General features: G+C 56.0%; 17 protein-coding genes and 2 pseudogenes. 14 read left to right on the plus strand and 5 right to left on the minus strand.

Annotated elements, in window-relative coordinates; all coding sequences use genetic code 11:
- The 5 genes from repA (at nucleotide 1) to QA648_RS36355 (ending at nucleotide 4,890) form a co-directional block, all read left to right on the plus strand.
- Nucleotides 1–1,215 carry a plasmid partitioning protein RepA gene (gene repA, locus QA648_RS36335; RefSeq protein WP_283055128.1) on the plus strand — a complete coding sequence of 405 codons (1,215 nt, stop codon included), beginning with the start codon at nucleotides 1–3 and terminating at the stop codon, nucleotides 1,213–1,215.
- Complete coding sequence (gene repB, locus QA648_RS36340) at nucleotides 1,212–2,237, plus strand: plasmid partitioning protein RepB (protein ID WP_283055129.1); 1,026 nt, start codon at nucleotides 1,212–1,214, stop codon at nucleotides 2,235–2,237. The genes repA and repB overlap by 4 nt, the downstream gene beginning before the upstream one ends.
- 157 nt (nucleotides 2,238–2,394) lie before the next feature.
- Nucleotides 2,395–3,609: a plasmid replication protein RepC gene (repC, locus tag QA648_RS36345; protein WP_283055130.1), complete on the plus strand. Its 1,215-nt coding sequence runs from the start codon at nucleotides 2,395–2,397 to the stop codon at nucleotides 3,607–3,609.
- 527 nt (nucleotides 3,610–4,136) lie between these two features.
- Nucleotides 4,137–4,301 carry a hypothetical protein gene (locus tag QA648_RS36350; protein WP_283055131.1) on the plus strand — a complete coding sequence of 55 codons (165 nt, stop codon included), beginning with the start codon at nucleotides 4,137–4,139 and terminating at the stop codon, nucleotides 4,299–4,301.
- Nucleotides 4,282–4,890 (plus strand): hypothetical protein, encoded by a 609-nt coding sequence (locus QA648_RS36355; RefSeq protein WP_283055132.1) that lies wholly within the window; start codon nucleotides 4,282–4,284, stop codon nucleotides 4,888–4,890. Before QA648_RS36350 ends, QA648_RS36355 begins: the two co-directional genes overlap by 20 nt.
- 285 nt (nucleotides 4,891–5,175) lie before the next feature.
- Here the strand turns inward: QA648_RS36355 and QA648_RS36360 are convergent, their stop codons facing one another.
- On the minus strand, nucleotides 5,176–6,744 hold the full coding sequence (locus tag QA648_RS36360) for a hypothetical protein (protein ID WP_283055133.1): 1,569 nt from the start codon (nucleotides 6,742–6,744) through the stop codon (nucleotides 5,176–5,178).
- A gap of 510 nt (nucleotides 6,745–7,254) precedes the next feature.
- Here QA648_RS36360 and QA648_RS36365 point away from each other — a divergent pair.
- The 6 genes from QA648_RS36365 to QA648_RS36390 all read left to right on the plus strand — a co-directional run bounded on the left by QA648_RS36365 (nucleotide 7,255) and on the right by QA648_RS36390 (nucleotide 14,319).
- Nucleotides 7,255–8,697, plus strand: coding sequence for a ferritin-like protein (locus QA648_RS36365; RefSeq protein ID WP_283055134.1), 1,443 nt, complete (start codon nucleotides 7,255–7,257; stop codon nucleotides 8,695–8,697).
- On the plus strand, nucleotides 8,694–10,079 hold the full coding sequence (locus tag QA648_RS36370; protein ID WP_283055135.1) for a hypothetical protein: 1,386 nt from the start codon (nucleotides 8,694–8,696) through the stop codon (nucleotides 10,077–10,079). The genes QA648_RS36365 and QA648_RS36370 overlap by 4 nt, the downstream gene beginning before the upstream one ends.
- Nucleotides 10,076–10,957: a hypothetical protein gene (locus QA648_RS36375; RefSeq protein ID WP_283055136.1), complete on the plus strand. Its 882-nt coding sequence runs from the start codon at nucleotides 10,076–10,078 to the stop codon at nucleotides 10,955–10,957. Before QA648_RS36370 ends, QA648_RS36375 begins: the two co-directional genes overlap by 4 nt.
- A gap of 64 nt (nucleotides 10,958–11,021) precedes the next feature.
- A complete protein-coding gene (locus QA648_RS36380; protein ID WP_283055137.1) occupies nucleotides 11,022–12,302 on the plus strand; it encodes a radical SAM protein in 1,281 nt (426 codons plus the stop codon).
- The gene (locus QA648_RS36385) at nucleotides 12,299–13,750 is read left to right on the plus strand and encodes a tryptophan 7-halogenase (RefSeq protein ID WP_283055138.1); all 1,452 of its coding nucleotides are present in this window, start codon (nucleotides 12,299–12,301) and stop codon (nucleotides 13,748–13,750) included. The genes QA648_RS36380 and QA648_RS36385 overlap by 4 nt, the downstream gene beginning before the upstream one ends.
- Nucleotides 13,751–13,917: 167 nt before the next feature.
- A complete protein-coding gene (locus QA648_RS36390; protein WP_283055139.1) occupies nucleotides 13,918–14,319 on the plus strand; it encodes a hypothetical protein in 402 nt (133 codons plus the stop codon).
- 224 nt (nucleotides 14,320–14,543) lie between these two features.
- Here the strand turns inward: QA648_RS36390 and QA648_RS36395 are convergent.
- Nucleotides 14,544–14,768: pseudogene (locus QA648_RS36395) on the minus strand (IS110 family transposase); the annotation flags it as partial.
- Nucleotides 14,769–14,965: 197 nt separating this feature from the next.
- Here QA648_RS36395 and QA648_RS36400 point away from each other — a divergent pair.
- From QA648_RS36400 to QA648_RS36410, 3 genes are all read left to right on the plus strand, one after another.
- Complete coding sequence (locus QA648_RS36400; RefSeq protein ID WP_283055140.1) at nucleotides 14,966–15,172, plus strand: hypothetical protein; 207 nt, start codon at nucleotides 14,966–14,968, stop codon at nucleotides 15,170–15,172.
- A gap of 637 nt (nucleotides 15,173–15,809) precedes the next feature.
- Nucleotides 15,810–16,502: a hypothetical protein gene (locus tag QA648_RS36405; RefSeq protein ID WP_283055141.1), complete on the plus strand. Its 693-nt coding sequence runs from the start codon at nucleotides 15,810–15,812 to the stop codon at nucleotides 16,500–16,502.
- Between the two features lie 104 nt (nucleotides 16,503–16,606).
- Entirely contained in the window at nucleotides 16,607–17,734 is a 1,128-nt protein-coding gene (locus QA648_RS36410; RefSeq protein WP_283055142.1) for a DUF3800 domain-containing protein, read from the plus strand.
- A 109-nt stretch (nucleotides 17,735–17,843) separates the two neighbouring features.
- On the opposite strand, the pseudogene QA648_RS36415 reads toward QA648_RS36410, so the two are convergent.
- The 3 genes and pseudogenes from QA648_RS36415 to istA form a co-directional block, all read right to left on the minus strand.
- A pseudogene (locus QA648_RS36415) lies at nucleotides 17,844–18,940 on the minus strand (IS1595 family transposase).
- A gap of 128 nt (nucleotides 18,941–19,068) precedes the next feature.
- Nucleotides 19,069–19,806, minus strand: a complete 738-nt coding sequence (istB, locus tag QA648_RS36420) for an IS21-like element helper ATPase IstB (protein ID WP_104825865.1) — start codon at nucleotides 19,804–19,806, stop codon at nucleotides 19,069–19,071.
- A gap of 12 nt (nucleotides 19,807–19,818) precedes the next feature.
- A complete protein-coding gene (gene istA, locus QA648_RS36425) occupies nucleotides 19,819–21,348 on the minus strand; it encodes an IS21 family transposase (protein WP_283047244.1) in 1,530 nt (509 codons plus the stop codon).
- Between the last annotated feature and the right edge of the window lie 221 nt (nucleotides 21,349–21,569).

Below are 21,569 nucleotides of genomic sequence, written 5' to 3' on the forward strand. Positions count from 1 at the left end.
ATGGCGAAAAACGCCGCAAAAATAGCGCCCGAACTCGAGGGACTGACCGCTTTGATGGAGCGGCATGCCGATGCTTTGTCGGGACAGCTTCAGGCGCATCATCTCAAGGTCTTTCCCCCTTCCGCAGAGAAAGGGATCCGTGGTTTTGCTCCGTCGGAGGCTGCCAAGCTTCTTGGCGTTAAAGAGTCCTATCTTCGTCAGATTGCGTCCGACATGCCGGAGTTGAATGTAAGCACCGGCGCCGGCGGGCGCCGTGTCTTTTCGATCGAGGATATCTATCAGATTCGCAAACATATGGATCAGGTGGGCCGCGGCAATCGCCGTTATCTTCCGCATCGGCGGAACGGCGAGCAACTGCAGGTCATCTCGGTGATGAATTTCAAGGGCGGGTCTGGCAAGACGACGACATCGGCGCATCTTGCGCAGTATCTGGCGATGCGCGGATATCGGGTTCTTGCGATTGATCTGGATCCTCAGGCAAGCCTCTCGGCGTTGTTCGGCAATCAGCCGGAGATTCACGTAGGTCCGAATGAGACACTCTACGGCGCCATTCGCTATGACGAAGAACAGCGTCCGATCGAAGAGGTCGTCAGAGCGACATACATTCCAGACCTGCATCTTATTCCCGGCAATCTGGAGCTCATGGAGTTTGAGCACGATACGCCGCGCGCCTTGATGAGCCGCAAGGAAGGCGACACGCTGTTTTACGGCAGGATCAGCCAAGTCATCGAAGACATTTCGGACAATTATGATGTCGTGGTCATCGATTGCCCACCCCAGCTTGGCTATCTTACCCTGTCGGCTCTGACAGCTGCAACGTCAATCCTTGTGACCGTTCATCCGCAGATGCTCGACGTGATGTCGATGAATCAGTTCCTGGCAATGACATCCAATCTTCTGAGGGAGATCGAGAATGCCGGAGCGAAGTTCAACTTTAATTGGATGCGCTATCTGATCACTCGTTTCGAACCGAGTGACGGACCGCAAAACCAGATGGTCGGTTATCTGAGGTCGATATTCGGTGAAAACGTACTTAATTTCCCTATGCTGAAGACCACAGCAGTCTCGGATGCCGGGCTTACAAACCAGACACTGTTCGAAGTCGAGCGAGGCCAATTCACACGATCGACTTATGATCGCGCCCTGGAGGCGATGAACGCGGTCAACGACGAGATCGAGTCTCTCATCAAAAAAGCATGGGGTAGACCCACATGAGCCGAAAGGACATCCTGGGCGTTTCTGCCAACGTCCCGACCGCGACTACGTCACACGACGCGCAACCACCAAGGAATCGAGCCCTCCCCCTTCTTGGGGTAGCTCGCAAGGATCGCGACCCGGCAACCAAGCTGACGGCCAATATCGGAAACGCTTTGCGTGAACAGAACGACCGCGTCGAGCGAGCCGAGGAAATCGAACGCCGTCTCGCCGAAGGACAGGCCGTGATCGACCTCGATCCAAAGACTATCGATCCTTCGTTCATGCGAGACCGGATGCCTGGAGACATTGACGGGCTGCTTGTCTCCATCAAAGAACAGGGTCAGCAGGTTCCCATCCTGGTGCGCCCTCACCCTCAGAAGCCTGGCAGATACGAAGTCGCATTTGGCCACCGCCGTTTGCGCGCGGTGACGGAACTCGGTCTGGCGGTCAAGGCGGTCGTGCGGGATTTGACCGATGAGCAGTTGGTGGTGGCACAAGGGCAGGAAAATAACGAACGCCAGGACCTATCCTTTATCGAGAAGGCACGCTTTGCCGCTCGCCTCAAAGAACGTTTCGCCCGAGACGTGATCATTTCATCGATGTCGGTAGACAAGGGCGATCTCTCCAAGATGCTTTCCATTGTCGAGGCCCTCCCCGCAGATCTAATCGATGCCATCGGCCCTGCCCCCGGTATTGGTCTCAGAAGCTGGCAGGAACTTGCCGAGTTGATCGAAAAGGCTTCATCGGCCGAGAACGTGGTGGAGCGTGTGCGGTCCAGTGAATTGCAGGCGCTTCAATCCGCCGAGCGGTTCAAGGCGCTGATTGCTCACTTGAAGCCGCGCCGGTTGCAGCGCGGTCTCCCCGATGTCATGGCGAGCCCAACCGGCGAGCGCTTGGCACAAGTCAAGCAAAGCAAGGCCAAGGTCGAGATCATGATCGATAGGAAGGCGACGCCGGACTTTGCGGCCTTCGTGCTTGAGCGATTGCCGGCGCTTTTCGAGGCACACCGTACGAAATTAAACCAAAAGAAGGAAGCGTAACGCGCAAAAAGAAAAGAGCCCCCTCAACGTCGCCGTCGTGGAAGCCCTTCTGTCTCTTTAGCACGAACAGAATCGCATTTCCTTGAATCCTCGTCAAGAGTCTTTGGTGCCGTTTTTGGTGAGCGAATTTCTTTTGCCTGCTGAAAGGTAAGAGAAGATGCAAACGGGAAATGTGACGACGCCTTTTGGGCGGCGACCGGTTTCCCTCGCCTTGATCAAACGGCAGCAAGCTGTTGCCGAAATCAAGGCGGGGAAGTCAGCAGAGAAATGGAAAGTCTTTCGCGACGTCTCCGCGGCAATGTCGCTGCTTGGCGTCCAGTCGAACAGCTTAGCGGTGCTTGACGCGCTGTTGAGCTTCTATCCGGAAAATGAATTGCGCCAGGACGTGTCGATAGTCGTGTTTCCATCGAACGCGCAGTTGTCTTTGCGTGCCCATGGCATGGCAGGCTCCACCCTCCGACGCCATCTTGCAGCCCTCGTTGAAGCCGGCCTCATAATTCGGAAAGATAGCGCAAACGGCAAGCGCTACGTTCGCAGAGACGACGCGGGAGGTATCGAGAGCGCTTTCGGTTTCGACCTTTCGCCATTGCTGCTTCGCTCCGAAGAGCTTGCCATGATGGCACAACAGATCTTAGTGGAGCGAGCCGCCTTCAAAAGGATGAAAGAGAATCTGACGATCTGCCGTCGCGACGTGCGCAAGCTTATCACTGCCGCCATGGAGGAAGGGGTAGATGGCGATTGGGAGGCTATCGAGGGCGTCTATGTAACTCTGATTGCTCGACTGCCACGCGTGCCATCAGCCGCCGATGTGAACGCAATCCTTGAAGAAATGCAGATGCTGAAGGAGGAAGTACTCAACCGGCTGGAAAATCAGCAAAAAGCGAATAATCGTAGCGCCAATGATGCCCATATCGAGCGCCATATACAGAATTCAAAATCCGAATCCTTAAATGAACTTGAACCGCGCTCTGAAAGAGAGCAGGGGGCAAAATCGAGCGAAGTGAACCATGTAGGGCGCGAGGCGCTTAAGGCATTTCCGCTGGGTTTAGTGTTGAAGGCCTGCCCCCAAGTTGTCGATTATGCAGCCGGCGGTGCGATCGCGACATGGAGGGACCTGATGTCGGCTGCCGTCGTGGTTAGGTCTATGTTGGGTATCAGCCCGTCAGCTTACCAGGAGGCATGTGAGATAATGGGGCCAGAGAACGCGGCGGTCGCAGTCGCCGGCATCTTGGAACGAGCAAACATGATCAACTCGCCCGGCGGATATTTGCGGGATCTCACGCGGCGGACTGAGCGGGGCGAGTTTTCGTTGGGGCCGATGATCATGGCATTGTTGAAGGCTAACGGTCTGGCACAAGCGAGGGCAGGGTAGAGAGCCGATGATTAACAGGCTCACTGCGCGATTTGCATTACTTGGTCCGCGAAAAGTTGGTAGCGACCAACTGCGCTAAGCCTTTGGAGATATTTGCTTTTTGAAAGTGGCTTTTTTTGAAGGGATTTCAGTGCCGAAAAGCGTCCTCCGACAAACGCAAACCTGAACACTGACCAACGTTTAGGGCAGCGAGCGAGATGCGCTGATCTAAGGATCACGGCAGGCCCCTCACGAGCGTTTTCTGTGCCAGGCTTGAGCGCAAAAGCAGAGTCTTGCGATCAACTGCTAACCGGCACAAGGACACTCGCGCCTTGCTATCGAGATGACTGGCATTGGCAAGCGTTTCTGACTTGATCGGTTCAGACGTATGAAGCGGTGAGGCGAAGCGCTCTTTCTCGCGGGTGAAGGATATAGTGGTCGTCCCCTGGCTACCATGACCGCGAGAGCGATAAATTTCTCCCTCCTCTTCAATGCAATCTAAACGGTACGACGGCTAGATCTGCATGAAACTCTGGGAGCTATTTTTGATGACTGACGTATTTGAAGATGACGCGCTCGATGACATGGCCAAGGCAATCGACACCAAGGTTGACGTACTGATTGCTCGCATGGCTGGGAAGATGATTCCAAACGAAGAGTCTTTTTCGGAAAAACTGCTTGGGGCCATCAGAGATGGTTGTGAACGGGTATAGCCTCGATCGCAAACCATCCTGGGTTCCCGGACTAGGTCCGGTTTCCTTTGATCCGGTAACCCTTGCGGCCTTCGAGCTCGATGGTCGGCCGCAGCAGTTGCACGTCGACGGGCGCACTTTAACGCGACAAGGTGGAGGCTCAGAAGAAAAGAAAACTGGAGCAGATATCTTGCTCGTATTGGAAACAGACGGGATCGACGGGCTTGCCCCGATGAAGGGGATTCTTGCACAGGCGAAAAAGAATACGGGAAACTTCAGTTTTACGGCCGCATCCGATCTTTTTGATCAATGCCAGACAATGCATGAGATTACCGACGATTCCTTCGCGTTCATCTATGCTAAAAATGGCTTCTTCCTTTTCGACAATCCAATAACGCAAGGGGTTGGTGTTCTACACAAGAGGGACCGTCGTGGTAGCATTGGCAAACTCGTCGCTGATTTTGTCGATTGCCGTGTAGGAGATACTGCTATTTCCGCGAAGCAAGAAGGCCCATTCGCAGTTGTCGCACAGGAGTTGCGACAGAAGAGATATCTGGAGGCCGCCGAGGAAATGGAAGGAAACGCTTTGATCATCACTGCGAGTACCTAGATTCGCGCAATCTGATCGATTGTCGTTCCGAAGCTTTCCACTATGGGGCGGAGTGTTCGCTCCAGTCCGTTATGGTAAGTGTGTAGCCTTGGGTTTCGCCCGTGCACTTGATAGTCTTTCCGACAAGCTTCTCAAGCTCGGGATCGAACATCGGGTTTCCATCCGCCCTACGGAGCACAAAAGAACCTTCCCCAGTGTCGAGGCGTATGGCCTCTCGCTCGCTTTTGGAGCCCTGAGCAAACGTTCTTTTGGTCACCGTTCCTACGAATTCTTGCACGTCCTGTCTCAACGGCTCCTTATCTTTGTGATTGAAGCTAACTCGCCATCGACCTCTTTGCCGACAAAGACCATGATATCCACGACGCCGGTCTCCGCGCGGGATGAAGACGTGTCGTCGGCCGGCGCTGTAAACAGTAGGTGAAATGCGGTCGGAAGTGAAGCAGCTTGGACAAGTGCTTTGGGCAGTTTTGTGCGCCCCCGATGCCGGATCGAGAAGGACAATACCGCACCCGGCTTCCTTCCTTGATCAGCGGCGCTTGCGTGTAGACGATCGAGGATAACCTTTTTCGGCCGTTTCTTCGTGGGCATCGGCACTGGCTCTTTAGCGGCTAGATCGATGCCTTCGCGGAAGAGGAGGCGACGACGGTCCTTTCGGTCGGACTGTTCAGCAAGTGTATAGTCGGCTGCGACAGCGGCCACGAATGCTTTCGGTGTTTGGATTGGCGTGAGCGAGGGATCGCCATAAAGGTTGAATTGGGCAAGTGTTTTCAGATCGGAAGGATTCATGGGGGAGGATTTTCGGACAAAGCTCTGGCGGGCTTCAAGGGCAGCGCGTCCGTTCGAGGAACCGCGCATGATGTTTTGCAGATAGAATTGGCAGATAAGGTCAGCTTGGCCATTTCCTTCCGCCGGACCGTAAGCGATCGTCGTGCTGCCAAAAAAGCCATAGGCCTTGTTCGCGAGATAAACGTTGCAAATGCCAATCTGCCTTTGCGTCGCAGACAGTGCATAGAGTTCGCCACCGTAACAGCATTCGGCCGCAACAACTGTCCCTTCTTGGAGCTTTCCGTCGATATACGCCGCGTCCAGGCTTGGAGGGTATTGGCTCGCGCCGCTTCTTGGCTGTCCAAAGAATTGGGACCGGGCAGGGGAGCCGTGACAGTTGAAGAAATGCATGCGCTGTTGAAGCTGTTCAGAGCCCCACTTGTAATCTCCGGGAGGAACGTTCTCGACTTTGGGGGGCGCACCGAACATGTTGGTCACTGACAGGTCGGTCGATTTTTCCCATATCTCCGCCGTCACCGCGAAGTAGCTTTTCGCAGCGACAGGGGAGGCGGGTTTGTACTCGGCGGCGACGCGAAGCAGGCCGGCGAGGTAATCTGGTTCGCTGCCACCCGTCACATCGGGTATTCTCCCGACGACCCGCGTTGGCCCAATGAAGTCCTTTGCGTCCCGACTATACGGCGCCTCGCATGCGTAAGGTAGATCGCCATATGCGCACTCATCCTCATCTCCCCCGCTCGGATCTTGAAGGGGATTTGCCATGTCCTGGTGAGGCACTACATCGATCGCCCCCAAAATCACCACGTAATCTGGTCCAAGCGCACGGTAGACGGCGTCGATGGCTTCCTTGTTCTGTGACGGATCCGCGGCTCGTGTCACCGCTGGCGCGGACAGGGTCTTCATGGCGGCTTTGTCATCGAGGGGAACAAGAACCGTGACGAGTCCACGTTGCCTGTCCGCGGCGATAAGCGTGTCTATGCTGCTCTTGATGACATCGTATCCGGCGGCGCCGTACTTCGTTTTGAGCGCCGACACGTTGGTGACGATGACCTTGTCCGGTTGCTGATCCATCGTATTCCTCCCTTGTTGAACCGCCTTCTCCGGTCGGCGGCGTTAAGATGGTTGGCTTGAATTCCCCAGCGCCCGTTTTGTTGACTCCGCTGATTTGGGCATCTGGATAGTTGACGGTAGCCGCTCTTTTACCGAGTAAAAAGGCTAACGCATTGTTACGTACACGAAATTTATCAGTTTTATTCAATAAAAAGCGGCAGAGACGTACGTTAAGATCTCTTGGATGACAGTAAAATCTCTGTCGAGGCAGAAGATAAAAGACGGAGTAACCTTCTCGAGAAAAACGGCCTCTTTCGATTAATCGAAAGCGAAGAGAATTAAGTCTCGCGCCATAAGCTTTTTAAGCACAACAAAGGTGCAACTACGGCAGAAGAGAGTTCGCTTAGAACGCCGTTTTCCTCTTTGCAAAGTGTTGTTGGCATGCTTTACTTCAACTTAGACGAAAGTAGACATATCGTGCTTTGAAAAACAAGAGGGGTCTTCGGATTCCGGGGGATCTTGGGGCGAAAAATGCGAAGCCGCGTCACCGAACAACTGCATCAAATTCTCGAACAGTCGCTGAAGACGCCGGATAGCCATGCCAAGGGTCTTGGGCCGGACAGCGCAAGTTCCAGTCCGCTCGTTATTCCGAGAGGCTTTTCCCCGCATGATTACGCAGTCTTTCTTCTACATGTCGCTGCGGAAATCGAGCACGGGCTGCTCATTCAATATCTCTTTGCAGCTTACTCCCTTGGCGGACCACAAGTGCCCGAGGTGGATCGGTCGAAGGTCGTGAGATGGCAGGCCATTCTGCTTGGGATTGCCCGGGAAGAGATGGGTCACCTGATTACGGTCCAAAATCTGCTTAAACTGATCGGGGGTCCGTTAAATCTTGAGCGCGACGACTTTCCTTGGGACTTGCCCTTCTATCCCTTCCCCTTCGCGCTGGAACCCCTTAGCGCCAAACTCATCGCGCGTTACGTCTGCATCGAAAGTCCAAACACCTGGCCGGATAACTGGGCGGCAAAGCAGAAGGAAATAGAACATCTTGCCTTTCCAAACGGAAGTGATGGATTCAACCGCGTCGGTCGCATTTACGGCAACCTTAAAACACTTTTTGCCGACAAGGCTTTGATGCCGGATTCCTGTTTCCACGCCGACACGCTGCCTTACCAAGCCTCTTTCGATGAATGGGGGCGAGGGTATGCGGCAGGTGCTCGAGGTGCAGCGAGCCCTGGTGCAGCGACGCCCGACGTTCTCATCTATACGGCTTATTCGCGAAAGACCGCGTTGGATGCGCTTGATGCGATCGCTGAGCAAGGTGAAGCGGCTGACGCAGTCAGCCAAGAGAAGGACCTATCCCATTTCGAGCGATTTATGGAGCTCTATCAGGAATTTTCGGCGGAACCCGATCCGTCGAAGCTCTGTCGACCGGTCGTCGGCAACCCGAGGGTCGTCGGCGAACCTGACGCCGTTCCGAATACGACCTACATCGCATATGCGCCTTCCAGGTATTGGGCGGAGCTCCTGAACCTACGTTACCGGATGCTCCTGACATTTCTCGCTCACAGTTTCCGGATTTCTGGAGGAGCCGGTGGGTACGAGGAGATGACACGTGGAGCTGTCCTGAACAGGGCATTCGGAGAAATGTACAATCTACGTGCGATCGCCAACATTCTAGTGACTTTGCCCGCCATCGATGTAGCGACACCCAGTCGGGCCGCCCCAACGTTCGAGCTGCCTTATACGCTAACGCTGCCCTATCTCGAGCGCGACGTTTGGGGCCTGCATCTCGATTTGATCAAGGCCTCAGAGGATTTGATAGCTCAGGTCAAAGGCACGGCTGGAAACGATGGCGACGCGTTTCTTACGTCCTTGCTGGCAATCGACGGAAACGCAGCCGCGACATTCCGATCAGCACTAAACGATGGCTTCAATCGCAGCGCCACGCGCACTCCCGGAGGCCTGTCATGACAATTCACGAGCTGCGCATCCTTCCTCCTCTCGCCGTCGCCCGGTTGGGTGCATCCGATACGCCTCTTGCGAGTTACCGTCTGGAAGTCGATCAAAAGGCACCACTTGGTTACAGAACAATCGTGCCTGATGAGACGCTGGAGCTCGACATCGAAACTGGCGAGATCGTTAGGGCCTTTACCCCGGCGCGTATCAAGTTCCGCGATGGCGATAAAATCAGGCCCGTGGCGCCGTTCCTCGAAGTGTTCGCGCGGACTTCCGACGACGTCCTTGAACCGTTAACACTCCGGCTCCTGGCGGAACATAATCTGACGCCGGAGGACGTGAAATGGACGATACACCTGGGGTGTCGCAAGATCGAGCGCCGGACACTGGACAAGAACGATCGGATCGAGGTGTTGCTTGCCGTCTCGGACCACACCCGTCATTCTGTGTTAGCGACGTGTGCCAACTTCCGAGACGGCAAAACCTTGCCGATTGGATGGGTGCAATATGTTCGTCCCAGTGAAGAATTTCCTGAAATACGCCTGCGATATACGCCTGCCGCCGGCCATGTTTACGGCTCCAGCCCGACTGGTGAACTTTATGACACCTCAAAACCCGAGCCGAAACATACCGATTTAAACGTGCCGGAGGATCGGATCCTCTATGACCCCACAAAGGGTGGTTGGTTGGGGTATGACCAAAGCAAGGCGCAGACTTCGCAGATAACGAATCCCGGTAGCATTTTTACCATGTATGGCCCCAAAAACCTCAGCCGCGGTTATTTCGATGACGAATGCGATGGAATTGTCTCCGTGACGCTCGAGGTCGAAGGCAAGTCGCTTGGCGCTTTTGCTCGAATTGGTGCTGGTCCACCAACCTTCGCACCGGACGTAATCCCCATACGCACCATCGCAGATGAGCTCGAACAGGTTGCGTTTGGTGTAGGCCACGAAGGAATGGCAACTCTTGCCGAAGCCGAGGAGATTTTGCGCCGGGCGGTGGAGACGGTCAGGATGTTCAACACCACAGCTCTCAACGGCAATACCGTTCAGGGCCGTATGAACCAAACCAGCACAATGGTCCGGCAGGACGCGAATGACTTCGGACGTTACTTTGAGCCCATCATGGCGCCTGCAATCGTCGACAATCATGCGATCCTTGCGCTTCATCAAAACGTTCTAACCGCCTTGCGCAGCGGCACAGGCGCCTGGTTTGCAGACGCCCTTCGAAGACCGGAGGAGGTCGGCGACCTGAGCGATATCGGTCGGCGGAAAATGCCGGCGATGATGCGCGGCGCCGATGGTCGGCATCTCGTCTTGACGCGGCGTCAGATCGATGCGGTTGTATCGGCGGCGATCGGTAATCTGTTTAGCGATGGGCCTGAGGTGAAGGCATGACCAAAATTTCCCCCAGCAACCTTTCGGCGCAACTGTCATACCGCGCTCGCGGCAATCCATGGAACACGCAGCCTGTCACCGCCATATCCAACTGCTTTCCAGGTCTGGAATTCGACTTTCGCGTGATCTGGCGACGAATGTTCGAAGGCTTGTTGCTGATGGAGTGCCATAACCTCGTTATCGACGGCGAAGGTCCATTGGCGGAACTCAAGAATCATCGGCTCCTTGGCATTGAAGACCCGGAACGCGTCGGCGTGGCACCGTTGCCGTTGGTTGTGGAAACATTTGGTACCACGATGCCTGGCAATGTCGACGAACTTGGAAATCCGCACAACAAAAACGGCGTATCGTTCATGGAGTGGTCGAATAGCCTCGCGCGGATCTTCGATGCACAGGGTCGGACCGTCACCGGCTATTTCACGGCCGATGAATCACTTGACGAAGTCTTGCTGCCAACGGACAAAACCGAGTTCGCTCGCCTCAAGAAGGTGGGGTTGACAGTCCGCAGGATATTCGAGGTCAGCCCGATCGATAACCAGCCAATGGCGACGATATCGCAGTCTCTCATCGAACCGGGCGAACTCAGTCAAGGCCTCTGTTCCCCCTGGCAGAACGATTACCGTGAATGCGCCTGTTACTATTGGGCCGCAAGTCGGCCCGACTATGTCAACGTCGTCGATGGGCCCGACGGGGTGAGTAGAGGTGACAACTGGATGGCGGTCGAGCGGCCCCCCGGCGGTGGGTACGTACTTGATGATAGATCAGATTCAAGTGTCTGGAGCTATGAGCAGCTGTTCCAGAACTGGCAAGGCCACCTGAAATTTGTCGTCGGCGGATCCGAGGCGCAGGATGCTGAGGACCGGGCCGATCAAAGCTAGCTGTCGGTGAGCCATGGACACGTTGTTTGAACTGTCAAAGCCTCGGTCACGCAATGCACATATATTGCCCAATAGCGGCGGCGCACAACTCTTTGTCCCCGAGGGAAGCCAGCTCTTCGACATCGACGAAGAGCTGGCCAAAACGCTTGCCCGCGCGTGGCAGGGCGATGAGGACGGCACGTTAGGACTACTCACGTCGCTCGGGCTGGAAGCTGATGCTGGCGCATGCCTGGAAAAACCGATCGATGTGCGAACCCGGGCTCTTTCGCTCGCAATCGCGCAAAGCTGCAATCTCGGATGCGGCTATTGCTACGCGCAAGGCGGAAGTTTTGGGGCGCAGCCAAAGGGTATGGACATCGAGACAGCCCGTGGCGCGGTCGACCTCCTTTTGACCCAAACAAAATCCGGCGAACGCGCCAACCTCGCCTTTCTCGGGGGCGAGCCGTTGGTCGGACGCGAGGTCTTGCACGCCGCAGCAAACTATGCAGCCGAGAAAGCTGCAGAACGAGGCATTAAGCTCGGGTTTTCGATCACCACCAATGGAACTCTCGTAACCGAGCCCGACATCGACCTCTTCGATCGTCTCGGTTTTGCGGTCACAATCAGTCTCGACGGCATTGGTCCTGTTCACGACCATCTGCGGTCGTTCAAGGGCGGCGCTGGGAGTTACGAGCGCATTCTGTCTCGCATTGCTCCCCTGCTTCAGCGGCAGGGCAGGTGCCAGGTGTCCGCACGCGTAACTGTGACGCCGAAGAACCTTGCGCTCGAAGAAACGCTTGATCGTTTCGTGGCGATGGGATTTCACACGGTTGGCTTTTCGCCAATGCTGAGTGCACCGGATGCCGAGCATGAGATGCAGCAAGATGATCTCGCGGCGATGCTAGAGCAAATGGTCGCTTGCGGACACGCCTTCGAGCGTAAGACGCTAGCGGGCGAACGCTACCCGTTCGCAAACCTGCTCAACGCTTTACGAGAGATTCACAAGGGAACCCATCGCCCCTATCCCTGCGGGGCGGGAGTTGGATATCTTGGCGTCTCCGCGGACGGTGAGCTCGCTGCCTGCCATCGTTTCGTCGGAGAGCAGCAAGCCGTCCTCGGCTCGGTTGCTGAAGGGGTGGACCATGTTCGTCAGGCAAACTGGCTGGAGGCGCGGCATGTCCATGCTCAAACAGGCTGTCCTGACTGCTGGGCGCGTTATCTTTGTGCAGGAGGATGTCATCACGAGACGCTCCATCGAGGGCGCCCGGCCTGCGATTTTATACGTGGTTGGCTCTATTACGCAATTACCGCCTACGGCCGCCTGTCAAAAGCCAAACCTGGCCTTCTTGCCGATTTCGTCTCATGACAGGCCCTTGTGACGTACTTGTGGTCGGTGGAGGCCCCGCCGGCGCGATCACGGCTCTGGGACTTGCCCGCCTTGGCTACGACGTCAATTTGATTGAGGCCCTTCCAACTCCACGTCCCCATATCGGCGAATCCATTACGATCGGCGTCAACCGTCAGCTTTCCCACCTCGGGATAGAAGCTGCGCTCGAAAGCGGTGGTCGGAATGTTTTCTTCACACGCGAGGAACGCTGGGCCGAACCCACCATGACACTCAAGCCGGCAGCGCCAGGGGCCGCGACGATAAATCGAAGCCTGTTTGATGCTGCGTGTCTCGATTATTGCAGAGCTGGCGGCGTCAACGTGACTGAAGGGCAGCGAACACGATCTGTTGAGCGTGTCAAATCCTGCGAGTGGCTTGTCACGGTCGAAGGCGGATCGACCCGGCGTGCACGCTTCGTGGTGGACGCGGCTGGAAAACGCAGTGTTCTCCCCAGAGCTCGCGAAACAATCGGCGCGAAAACGATCGCGCTCTATGCCTATTGGAGTGGGGACGGTCTACCGGCGCTGCCGCGCATCTGCGCGGGTGCGGAAGGGTGGGCCTGGGGAGCACCCGTCTACAGGCTGGGGTATAATATCACTCTTTTTGTCGATCGAAGCGAAGTGAACAGATGGGGCGGCGACCTGCGACGCGCCTATTTGGCAGGCATCGTTGCGACTGGCATACTCGATCCTGAGTCAGGCCCGATCCTAGTTTCCGAAATCCTGGCCTGTGACGCCACTGCCTGGTTCGACACCGCATGTGTAGGGCCAGGCTTTGTCAAGGTCGGTGAGGCGGCTCTAAGTCTCGACCCATTGGCATCAATGGGTACCCAGAATGCAATTCAGACAGCGCTTTGGGCAACTGTTGTGGTCAACACGGCTCTTCAACGCTCAGAGGCGGGGGAGGCTGCGTCGGAATTCTTCAGGCAGAAAGTCCGCTCGTCTGCCGCACGGCACGCCAAAGCGATAGGAGAAGTCTACGCCTCGCATCGCCAAGAGGCGTCTGCGCCATTTTGGGCGCGACGATCCGCGATCCCGGGCCACGGCGCGGAAGATGCATCGATGCCAGCGCCAACATCGGGACCATGGATCGCGCCGTCACCGACCACCCACCTCGTGCGCGGTAGCGTGCGCGTGGTCGACCATGCATGCCTCTGTGGGGCATTCGTTGAAATGCGCAAAGCCGTCGTCGTTCATGACGACGTTGAACCGGTCGCGTTCTTGGCCGGATTGGAGCTTGGCGATATTCTCAATCGCGTCGCGAACGCCTGTACCGTCGGTGAACTTCACGACTGGCTCAGCAAACAACAGAACGCTCGTCTGGCTGATCGAATCTTGAATTGGCTCGTTAACAATGATGTAGTCAGGGTTGTAGGGCCCTATGACGCGGGAGCCAGTCGGGCTCCGTCAGATCGGGGCGCACATTAGCGATGGATCGGTCAATACCCGACATTCCCACTTTGCGTATTGCCGCGGACGTCCCCAATCCGCTCTTCAATATGACAATGGATCATTCTACTTTTCCTTGCATAATCATCAAGCAAGAGCATTTCGGGGAGATGTGTTTGGCGCTTAAGGCCAGGGGGGAGTGGTAGATGCGATACGGTCAGAGCTGCTGGCGGATGCTCGTTGTCACTATAATTGCCGTTCTGTCAGCGGCAGGCGCATCGGCCGCCGAGATAAAACTAGGCAACTGGAACATACAGACGCTCGGCTATAGCGGGGACCCGCAGACGGTTTTTGCAGGTGACTACATCCGCAAGCCCGCGGATTTCGCCGATTTGCGCAACTGGCGCGACAAGGTCGGCGCAGACGTTTATTTCCTCCAAGAAGTTACAAGTCCAGCGGCCATCAACGAGGTTTTTCCGCTTTCGGACGGATGGTCCTTCTGCATCAGTGGCCAATATGCCGTTGATGAGAACCTGCCTGTCGTTTGGCAGTTAAACGCGAGAATGCGCTCGTTGCGGCAGCTTACGGCACTTAATTTGAGATTCTAAGCACGCCTTTCTCGCTGTCAATTCTAAGGTAATCCGCTGTAAAGATTGCGATATTGGTCACTGTCATCTGCTTGAGCTGGGATTTTTTCAATATGCTAACTATCAAATTAAGTGCCAAATCACGAGCACCAATCTCAAATTAACTGCTCAATCTCAGATAAAGTGCGGAGCTATCTCGTTGAAATTCTTGCAGTCAGAGTCTCGCGATTAACTGCCAAACGACACATCAACCGAACGGTATGCCCCAGAGCCTGAATTTCCCGAGCCCAATAATGCGCGCTGCTACAGGCTTCCATCCCTACGAGGCAAGGCTGCAACTTGCGAAAGAAGTCCAGCACCTGCGATCGACGCAGGGCTCGACGCACGATCACGTCTCCTTCTTCGGCTATGCCATGAACCTGAAAAACGGATTTGGCTAGATCAAGCCCGACTGTGGTAATCTTCTCCATGGAGCGGTCCTTCTTCTTTGTGGCGTTTCAACACGACCACGTTAGGCACTTGATGCCGTTTGAGAAGGGCCGTTCCACCTCATCAGCTTCGGGCCGACTGGGCCAAATACAGGGGCATTACAGCCCTCTGCAGCGCACTGCTCGAAGTCCCGCCGGAAACAGTGATAACCGGAGACGGGCGAACATTGGATGGGCTTGTGAAGCAAATCTACGATGATGGTCGCTCGCAGTTTAGTCATGGGGGGAAACTCGCGCTGCTGCAGGATCTCCCGGTAGACCGTGACGCTGCGCTGTCACTCGTCAAGGCAGCGCTGACCGTGTATGCAGGCAAACTCGATCTCTATACCGGGCCGGACGAATATGAGGACTTCCTCAAAGCACTACCTACCCTGAAAAGGATCTAGTCATCTTTGGTTAAAGTCATACTGTGAACTTAAGGCAAGCTTTAGAATGGGAAGCCATCCATATTCCAATGTCGATGCCGGGGACTCGATATCGTGGATTGATGGCTGTCTTAGGCTTGGATGTCTGCGCTAGCCTCAACGAGGCGAAAAGCGGATAACGTTCTAAGCGTTGTTTAGCGGGAAACTAACGCGAGGCCCTCCCCCAAAGCGCCGGGGGGTGAAAGTCCCATGGCGTTTCGAACGGCAGTCACATGTCCTCGCTAACAAAAAGCGAGATCATTGACGCGAATCGAAAGTCGATATAGGCTATATCGAGTTACGCAATAGGTGCTTCCATGTCCCCCAAAGTTAGAATGTCAGGCCCAACGATCAAGCTCCTCAGGCTGATGCTTGACAAGCCACAAGAGCCTGTTTCCGGTGCTGATATCTCAAAGGCAACCGGTATCGGATCGGGAACCATGTATCCGCTTCTCGAACGGCTTGAGAGGGCAGGGTGGATCAAGGGGTGCTGGGAGGAGGTTGATCCCACCGAGGTCGGTCGGCCCAGGCGGCGGCTATATAAATTGACGGGGCAAGGTCAGATGGAAGCACAGAGCGAGTTGGCTGACATAATGGGCGCCCCTGTTGGAGCTTTAGCATGGAAACGTTGATTAACATCGTCGGTTCGGTTCTCGCGTCTATCCTTGGAACTATCTTCGCTAAAGACATTCAAGATTCAGCGCCTCGCTATACGAGGCAGATAATCGAGCGGGCGGCCGCTCGGCTGCCGCCAGACTTGAAGGAGGAGAAGCAAGAGGAATGGCTCGCGCACCTTTCCGAGTTGGATACTGTGACGTCAAAATACCGCCATGCGCTTGGCGTTTATGTTGGAGCAGCGAGGCTTCGGCGTACAGCGCAAGCGATGACGCTTGCCCTTGGTTTTCAAGTTGCTGGCGTAGGCCCGATTTCGTTGAACGTCGAACTTGGGCCGTCTCTGGCACGGTCAATTTTGTCCGCATCCCTTCACGACAGATGCCCTCGGCCCGTTCGGCTGGGGGTAGTGATACTCTTCGCCATTTGCATGCTGTTCAAACTTCTATTTTCCGCCGAAACACTTGGTCGTGGAAAGTCGAAGCTCCTTTTGCAAGAGTTCAAAAACTTTAAAAGTTGGCGAGTAAGCGCGAAGCTGAAGACACGCCAAAGCGACGCTGATTTGAGTGGTATATTCCGGAAGATGTTGCATGAGCCCACGCAAATCAAAACCATCTTGATGCGGATCGCGGATATCCTGAAGCAAAGCCCTCCTGCCTCGACTGAAAATTTGAAGCAAGATCATAAGGTCGATGGTTAGGCTTTCGGTCGGGTGGACGGTCGCGAGACTATGATGCTCGCGCATCGATAGGCTGGTCGGCTATTTCAAACAGCTCTAATAAACTCGGCATAGGAAATACACCGATGTATTATTTCATCGATGAAAGCGGAAACACAGGGCTTCACCTTTTTGACCCCAATCAGCCTGAACTCTATTATGGGGTGCTCGGATGTCAGAGCAATCTCGATATCGTCGGGGAAGCTCTTTTAAAGGACTTGCGGAAGGAGCTGGGTGTTAAGCGTCTTCATGCGGCTGAGTTAGGTGTTGGCCGCCTCACGCCCATTGCTTCCAGGCTGGCCGCCTTCAGCAAGAAAAACGATGTCCGTTTTTCCATGCTGAAGGTTGTAAAACCCGATCACGCGATCATTTGCTTTTTCGATCAGGTGTTTGATTCCGGCCTCAATGAAGCCGTTCCATGGCATCACTATTTCACGCCGTTGCGCTATATTCTGCTTTTGAAGATTGCGTCGCTGTTCGATGAACAACTCAAAAAAGACGCTTGGGCTGCACGGCGCGAAACCAACACGGCGCGTTGCGCGGAAGCACTGACAAAGCTTTGCAACGTACTCTTGGAACGCGTCCATCGATTGCCTGACGCCAGATCGAGAGAGATTGTTACAGGCGCTTTAAGGTGGGCGGCAGCCAACCCATTTGAAATCGGCTATGGTGCGGGCAATCACGATACTGCCCTCCAGATTTCACCAAATCTTGTAGGATTCCAGCAGGTTATGCAGGTGATGGCGACGCAGTCGAGCAAGAGGCGCCGTCGGGTGAAGAAAATCACTGTCGATCGACAGACGGAATTCAACAAGGCTCAAGCGGAGCTTGCTGGCTGGTATGAAAACTTGCGCCACGCCAAGCACAAAGCTGAAATGGGCCCTGGGATGCCCAAATTTGACTACTCGATGATGCCGGAAGTTCCACCGACTTTCACCCCGGGCGACGAAAGCGCCGGGCTGGAGTTGGTCGATATCACTCTTTGGGTTGGAAAACGTCTCGAAGAGCGGAAGGATGTCTCTGCCGAACTTCGTAGCCTTTTTTGGTCGCAGGCCAGACGCGGCGTTGTCGATGAAGTCTCGCTTGATGGGCTGGATAGTCGCTGGCGTCATCTCCTGGATATTCCAGTGTCGAGCGAACCGCTTCCTCCCGACCTAGCGAAACATTTCGAGGAACTGGAAGACAAGCGGCGGGAGGCGGTGGCCGCCCTTTGAGCGGAGCGGCTCCTCGGTGTCGATGGGGTTTGAGTACCAAGCGGAGCATAAAACCTACACTCAAACAGGGGCCGGAACAAGAACTGTTCCCTCAGACACGCGGCCTTTATCAACCAAAGACAGCCACAGCCGATTTGATGGTGATGCCTCCGCTATGACTACGGCGCATTTGGCGGCCGGTAGCAGCACGGAAGACCTGCTGCAATTGCAGTGCGGGAGGTACGCGTGACCAGAGGGTTTTCGTGCTTTCCTTGCCGCTTCGGCTTTTCCGCACTGCTTGGCCGGTAACAACGCGCTGGGACCAGCGGAAGCCGATTTCATGGAAATACAGGTCGGCAAGTTCCGGGCTGATGTGGTGAAAGACGCCTGCAATGGTTCGCCGGACCCGTGCATTGAACCCCTCGGCTGATTGACGTGGACGGCATCCCGGACATATTCGCGGCTGGAGTGGTTGACCGTCTCGTGAACGGCAAAGCTTTCGCCTATGGCAACGAATGCCTTTGCCTCGTCACTCATCAAATGCGCTCGAAGTTCAACTTGTGTTGCAACTGCTCGTACAGCAGCACGCAATGAAAGGCCGGTAACGACAGCGGCACGGGCATCACCCGCACTGGAACCTGGGGTGACGCCTGTCGGTCGCTGCACAATCGCCATGACCGGAGTCTTTTCGGTCTTTACCTGCCCCTTGCGGCCTCTTCCAGGTGGCGGATCATCGGGATGCTTTCTGGGTCTGCCGCCGAGATAGAAATGGTCGACTTCCACTGTGCCGTCGAGCATGTGCTAGCGCGCCACCATGAGGCGCAGCGCATGACCGATCCGCCAGGCGGTCGGTTGGCTAACGCCAAGGGTCTCGGCGAGACGAACCGAGGATAGGCCTTTATCCGACTGCAGCAACAGCCACATCGCCTTGAGCCAGGTGCGCAACGGAAGCTTCGTGGCGTGCAAGGGCGTATGTGTTGTCACGGTGAATTGGAAGCGGCAATCACCACTGGAGCATTGGTAGAGGCCTGGCCGCGCACGGCGCTTGCCCATGTCGCGGCCAGCTATCGCGGTTGAACGCTTGTAACCACAGGCAGGGCAAATTCTGCCATCTCGCCATACCATGCCTTCCAGCAAGCGACGGCATTGTTCCTCGTCTTGGAACGCAGCGACCATGTCGTCCACTGTTCGAATATTGGAAAGTGTCGCAAACATCGTTTCGGACATCATTGCCGATTCCGATGAAGCCGCCCCTTTGTTCCGAGATGATTGCGCCCCTTGATTCCGGGATGATCTCGCCCCTTTTTAGTGGGGTCTGCAGGCGATGATTGTTGTCAGTTCATTTAGGCAGGGTGTCAAGCTTTTCGGGGCAGGTTTCGGCGTAGGCTATCGCCGCTCAATTCGATGCGATGAGCGTTGTGAACGAGGCGATCCAGTATGGCATCGGCGTAAGTCGGGTCTCCTATGACGCCATGCCATGCCGATACGGGAAGTTGGCTGGTGATGATGGTTGATCGGCGGCCGTAGCGATCTTCGAGGATTTCGAGGAGGTCGTGCCGGGCTTGTTCGTTGAGCGGTTCGAGGCCCCAGTCATCTAGGATCAGGACTTGAACATGGCCCAAAGTCCGCTGCAGCCGGGCATACCTGCCATCGCCCCGAGCGAGCGCAAGCTGGGCAAATAGCCTTGGGACACGCTGATAGAGAACGGAGCGATCGTCTCGGCAAGCCTTGTGGCCGAGAGCGCAGGCTAACCAGCTTTTTCCGACACCCGAGGGTCCGCAAATGGCCAGATTGTCATGAGCGTTGATCCAGTCGCCGCCGAGCAGCTTCATGAAGAGCGCGCGATCAAGGCCGCGCTCGCTGCGATAGTCGACATCTTCCGGGGTGGCCTGGTGGCGAAGCTTGGCAAACCTGAGGCGTGCGGCAAGCTTACGATCGTAGCGGGAACTCCACTCCCGTTCGAGCAGCAGTCCTAGCCACTCGGCGTGCGAGAGATGTTCGGCTTCGCCGTTGGTGACGAGCTCCCCGAAGGCCTTTGCCATGCCGGCCAGGCCCATGGAATTGAGTTTATCGAGTGTTGGATGCGCAAGCATTCTTCGTTCTCCTTAGTGGTAATAGCGAGGTCCGCGGATGTTTTCGTGATGGATCGGTTCATGCGAAGCCGGTCCATTGGTGGAAGCCGTTCGATCAAGATGATTGTCGAGGATGGAGCGCACCGAACCGTAGGTCCGGGCCCCGATCTCCAGTGCACGGCTGCAAGCAGCGTTCACTCTGTCGCGGCCAAAGCTTTTGTTCAGGCGGATAATTCCCATGCAGGCTCGAAAGCCCTGCTCCGGGTGCGGCCTGTCGGCGAGGATCTTCTCGCACAGCAACGCCACCTCCGGCCCGATGGAAGAGGCCTCGCGTTGAATGCGTTCGATCGTCCAGTCGGCAAAGCGGCGATGGGCTGAGGGCATGTGATCGGGAATCGTCGTGTGTTTGCCATTGCCGCTGGAGCGGCGATGGGCGGCTATTCGCTCGCCTTTGTGGAAGATCTCGATCGTATTGGCGGTGATGCGCGCCTCGACCTGCTCGCGAGCGAAGCGATAGGGAACGGAGTAATAGTGCCGCTCGATCTCGACGTGGTAATCCAGCCCGGCACGCCGGATACGCCATTCCGCAAAGACATAGCGTTCCACAGGCAATGGCCTTAAAGCGGGCCGGTCGAGCTCTTCGAACAATTGGCGGCGCGTGACGCCAACCCGGCGCAGGACACGCCTGTCGTTCAAATCATATAGCAAGTCGGCAATCGCCGCATTGACCTCGGCCAGGCTGTGGAAGGTGCGGTGGCGAAGGCGGCCCAGCAGCCAGCGCTCGACGATACGAACCGCAGCCTCTACTTTCGCCTTGTCGCGAGGACGGCGTGGCCGCGTCGGCAGGACGGCGCTGCCATAGTGGGTTGCCATCGCACAATAGGTCCGATTGACTTGGGGATCGAAGTGGCACGCCTTGATGATCGCCACCTTGGCATTGTCGGGAACCAGCAAGGCTGGCGCACCGCCGAAGAACTCCAGCGCCTGGATATGGCATTCGATCCAGTCGGGAAGCGTCTCGCTCCACCGGGCATGTGCATATGAAAGGCTCGACGCGCCCAGAACCGCCACGAACAGATGGGCTTGTCGGGTCTTGCCGGACAACCGATCGACAATCACCGTGACCGTGTCGCCGGCATAATCGACGAACAGCTTGTCGCCGGCCATATGATCCTGCCGCATCGTCACCGGCAGCTTCAGAGCCCAGCCCCGGTAGAGGTCGCAGTAGCGACTATAGCGATAACCATCCGGATGACGGCTGATGTATTCGTCCCAGAGGATCTGCAGCGTCATATGCTTGCGCTTCAGCTCGCGATGGACCTGTGCCCACTCCGGCTCAGGAGCGCGACGGTGCCCAATCTTCGTCCCGGCCGCCTTGTAAAGCGTTGCCTCCAGGACTGTATCGTTGACGTCGTCGCCGAGAGGCCACGACAGCCCGGCTACCGCCGCACGCCGTAGCGTCTCGCGCACCGTCGAGGGCGCAGTTCCAACCCGCACCGCAATCGACTTGTGCCCAAGTCCTTGCTCAAAACGATATCTCAGTATCTCGCGGACACGCCGCATCTCCAATCTCTCCGCTGGCATCCCGTTCCTTCCTCGTCAACGTCGAAGGAAGAAACTTCACACCTGCAGACCCACCCTTGCCAGACGCCTCCAAGGGGGCGGCATCATCTCGGAACAAGGGGGCGACTATTTCTCGGAATTGGGGGGCGACATCATTTCGGAATCAGGGGGCGGATTGCCTCGGAATTTGCACATCATGATCTCCATCGGGATTGATCGAA

The sequence above is a fragment of the Rhizobium sp. CB3171 genome, from assembly GCF_029714265.1.
In the GTDB taxonomy this organism is placed as follows: domain Bacteria; phylum Pseudomonadota; class Alphaproteobacteria; order Rhizobiales; family Rhizobiaceae; genus Rhizobium.

Bases quoted from the DNA above. Each gene is read 5' to 3' on its own strand.
- repA (WP_283055128.1), top strand. From the start codon at position 1: ATGGCGAAAAACGCCGCAAAAATAGCGCCCGAACTCGAGGGACTGACC.
- repB (WP_283055129.1), top strand. From the start codon at position 1,212: ATGAGCCGAAAGGACATCCTGGGCGTTTCTGCCAACGTCCCGACCGCG.
- repC (WP_283055130.1), top strand. From the start codon at position 2,395: ATGCAAACGGGAAATGTGACGACGCCTTTTGGGCGGCGACCGGTTTCC.
- QA648_RS36350 (WP_283055131.1), top strand. From the start codon at position 4,137: ATGACTGACGTATTTGAAGATGACGCGCTCGATGACATGGCCAAGGCA.
- QA648_RS36355 (WP_283055132.1), top strand. From the start codon at position 4,282: ATGGTTGTGAACGGGTATAGCCTCGATCGCAAACCATCCTGGGTTCCC.
- QA648_RS36360 (WP_283055133.1), bottom strand. From the start codon at position 6,744: ATGGATCAGCAACCGGACAAGGTCATCGTCACCAACGTGTCGGCGCTC.
- QA648_RS36365 (WP_283055134.1), top strand. From the start codon at position 7,255: ATGCGAAGCCGCGTCACCGAACAACTGCATCAAATTCTCGAACAGTCG.
- QA648_RS36370 (WP_283055135.1), top strand. From the start codon at position 8,694: ATGACAATTCACGAGCTGCGCATCCTTCCTCCTCTCGCCGTCGCCCGG.
- QA648_RS36375 (WP_283055136.1), top strand. From the start codon at position 10,076: ATGACCAAAATTTCCCCCAGCAACCTTTCGGCGCAACTGTCATACCGC.
- QA648_RS36385 (WP_283055138.1), top strand. From the start codon at position 12,299: ATGACAGGCCCTTGTGACGTACTTGTGGTCGGTGGAGGCCCCGCCGGC.
- QA648_RS36390 (WP_283055139.1), top strand. From the start codon at position 13,918: ATGCGATACGGTCAGAGCTGCTGGCGGATGCTCGTTGTCACTATAATT.
- QA648_RS36405 (WP_283055141.1), top strand. From the start codon at position 15,810: ATGGAAACGTTGATTAACATCGTCGGTTCGGTTCTCGCGTCTATCCTT.
- QA648_RS36410 (WP_283055142.1), top strand. From the start codon at position 16,607: ATGTATTATTTCATCGATGAAAGCGGAAACACAGGGCTTCACCTTTTT.
- istB (WP_104825865.1), bottom strand. From the start codon at position 19,806: ATGCTTGCGCATCCAACACTCGATAAACTCAATTCCATGGGCCTGGCC.
- istA (WP_283047244.1), bottom strand. From the start codon at position 21,348: ATGCGGCGTGTCCGCGAGATACTGAGATATCGTTTTGAGCAAGGACTT.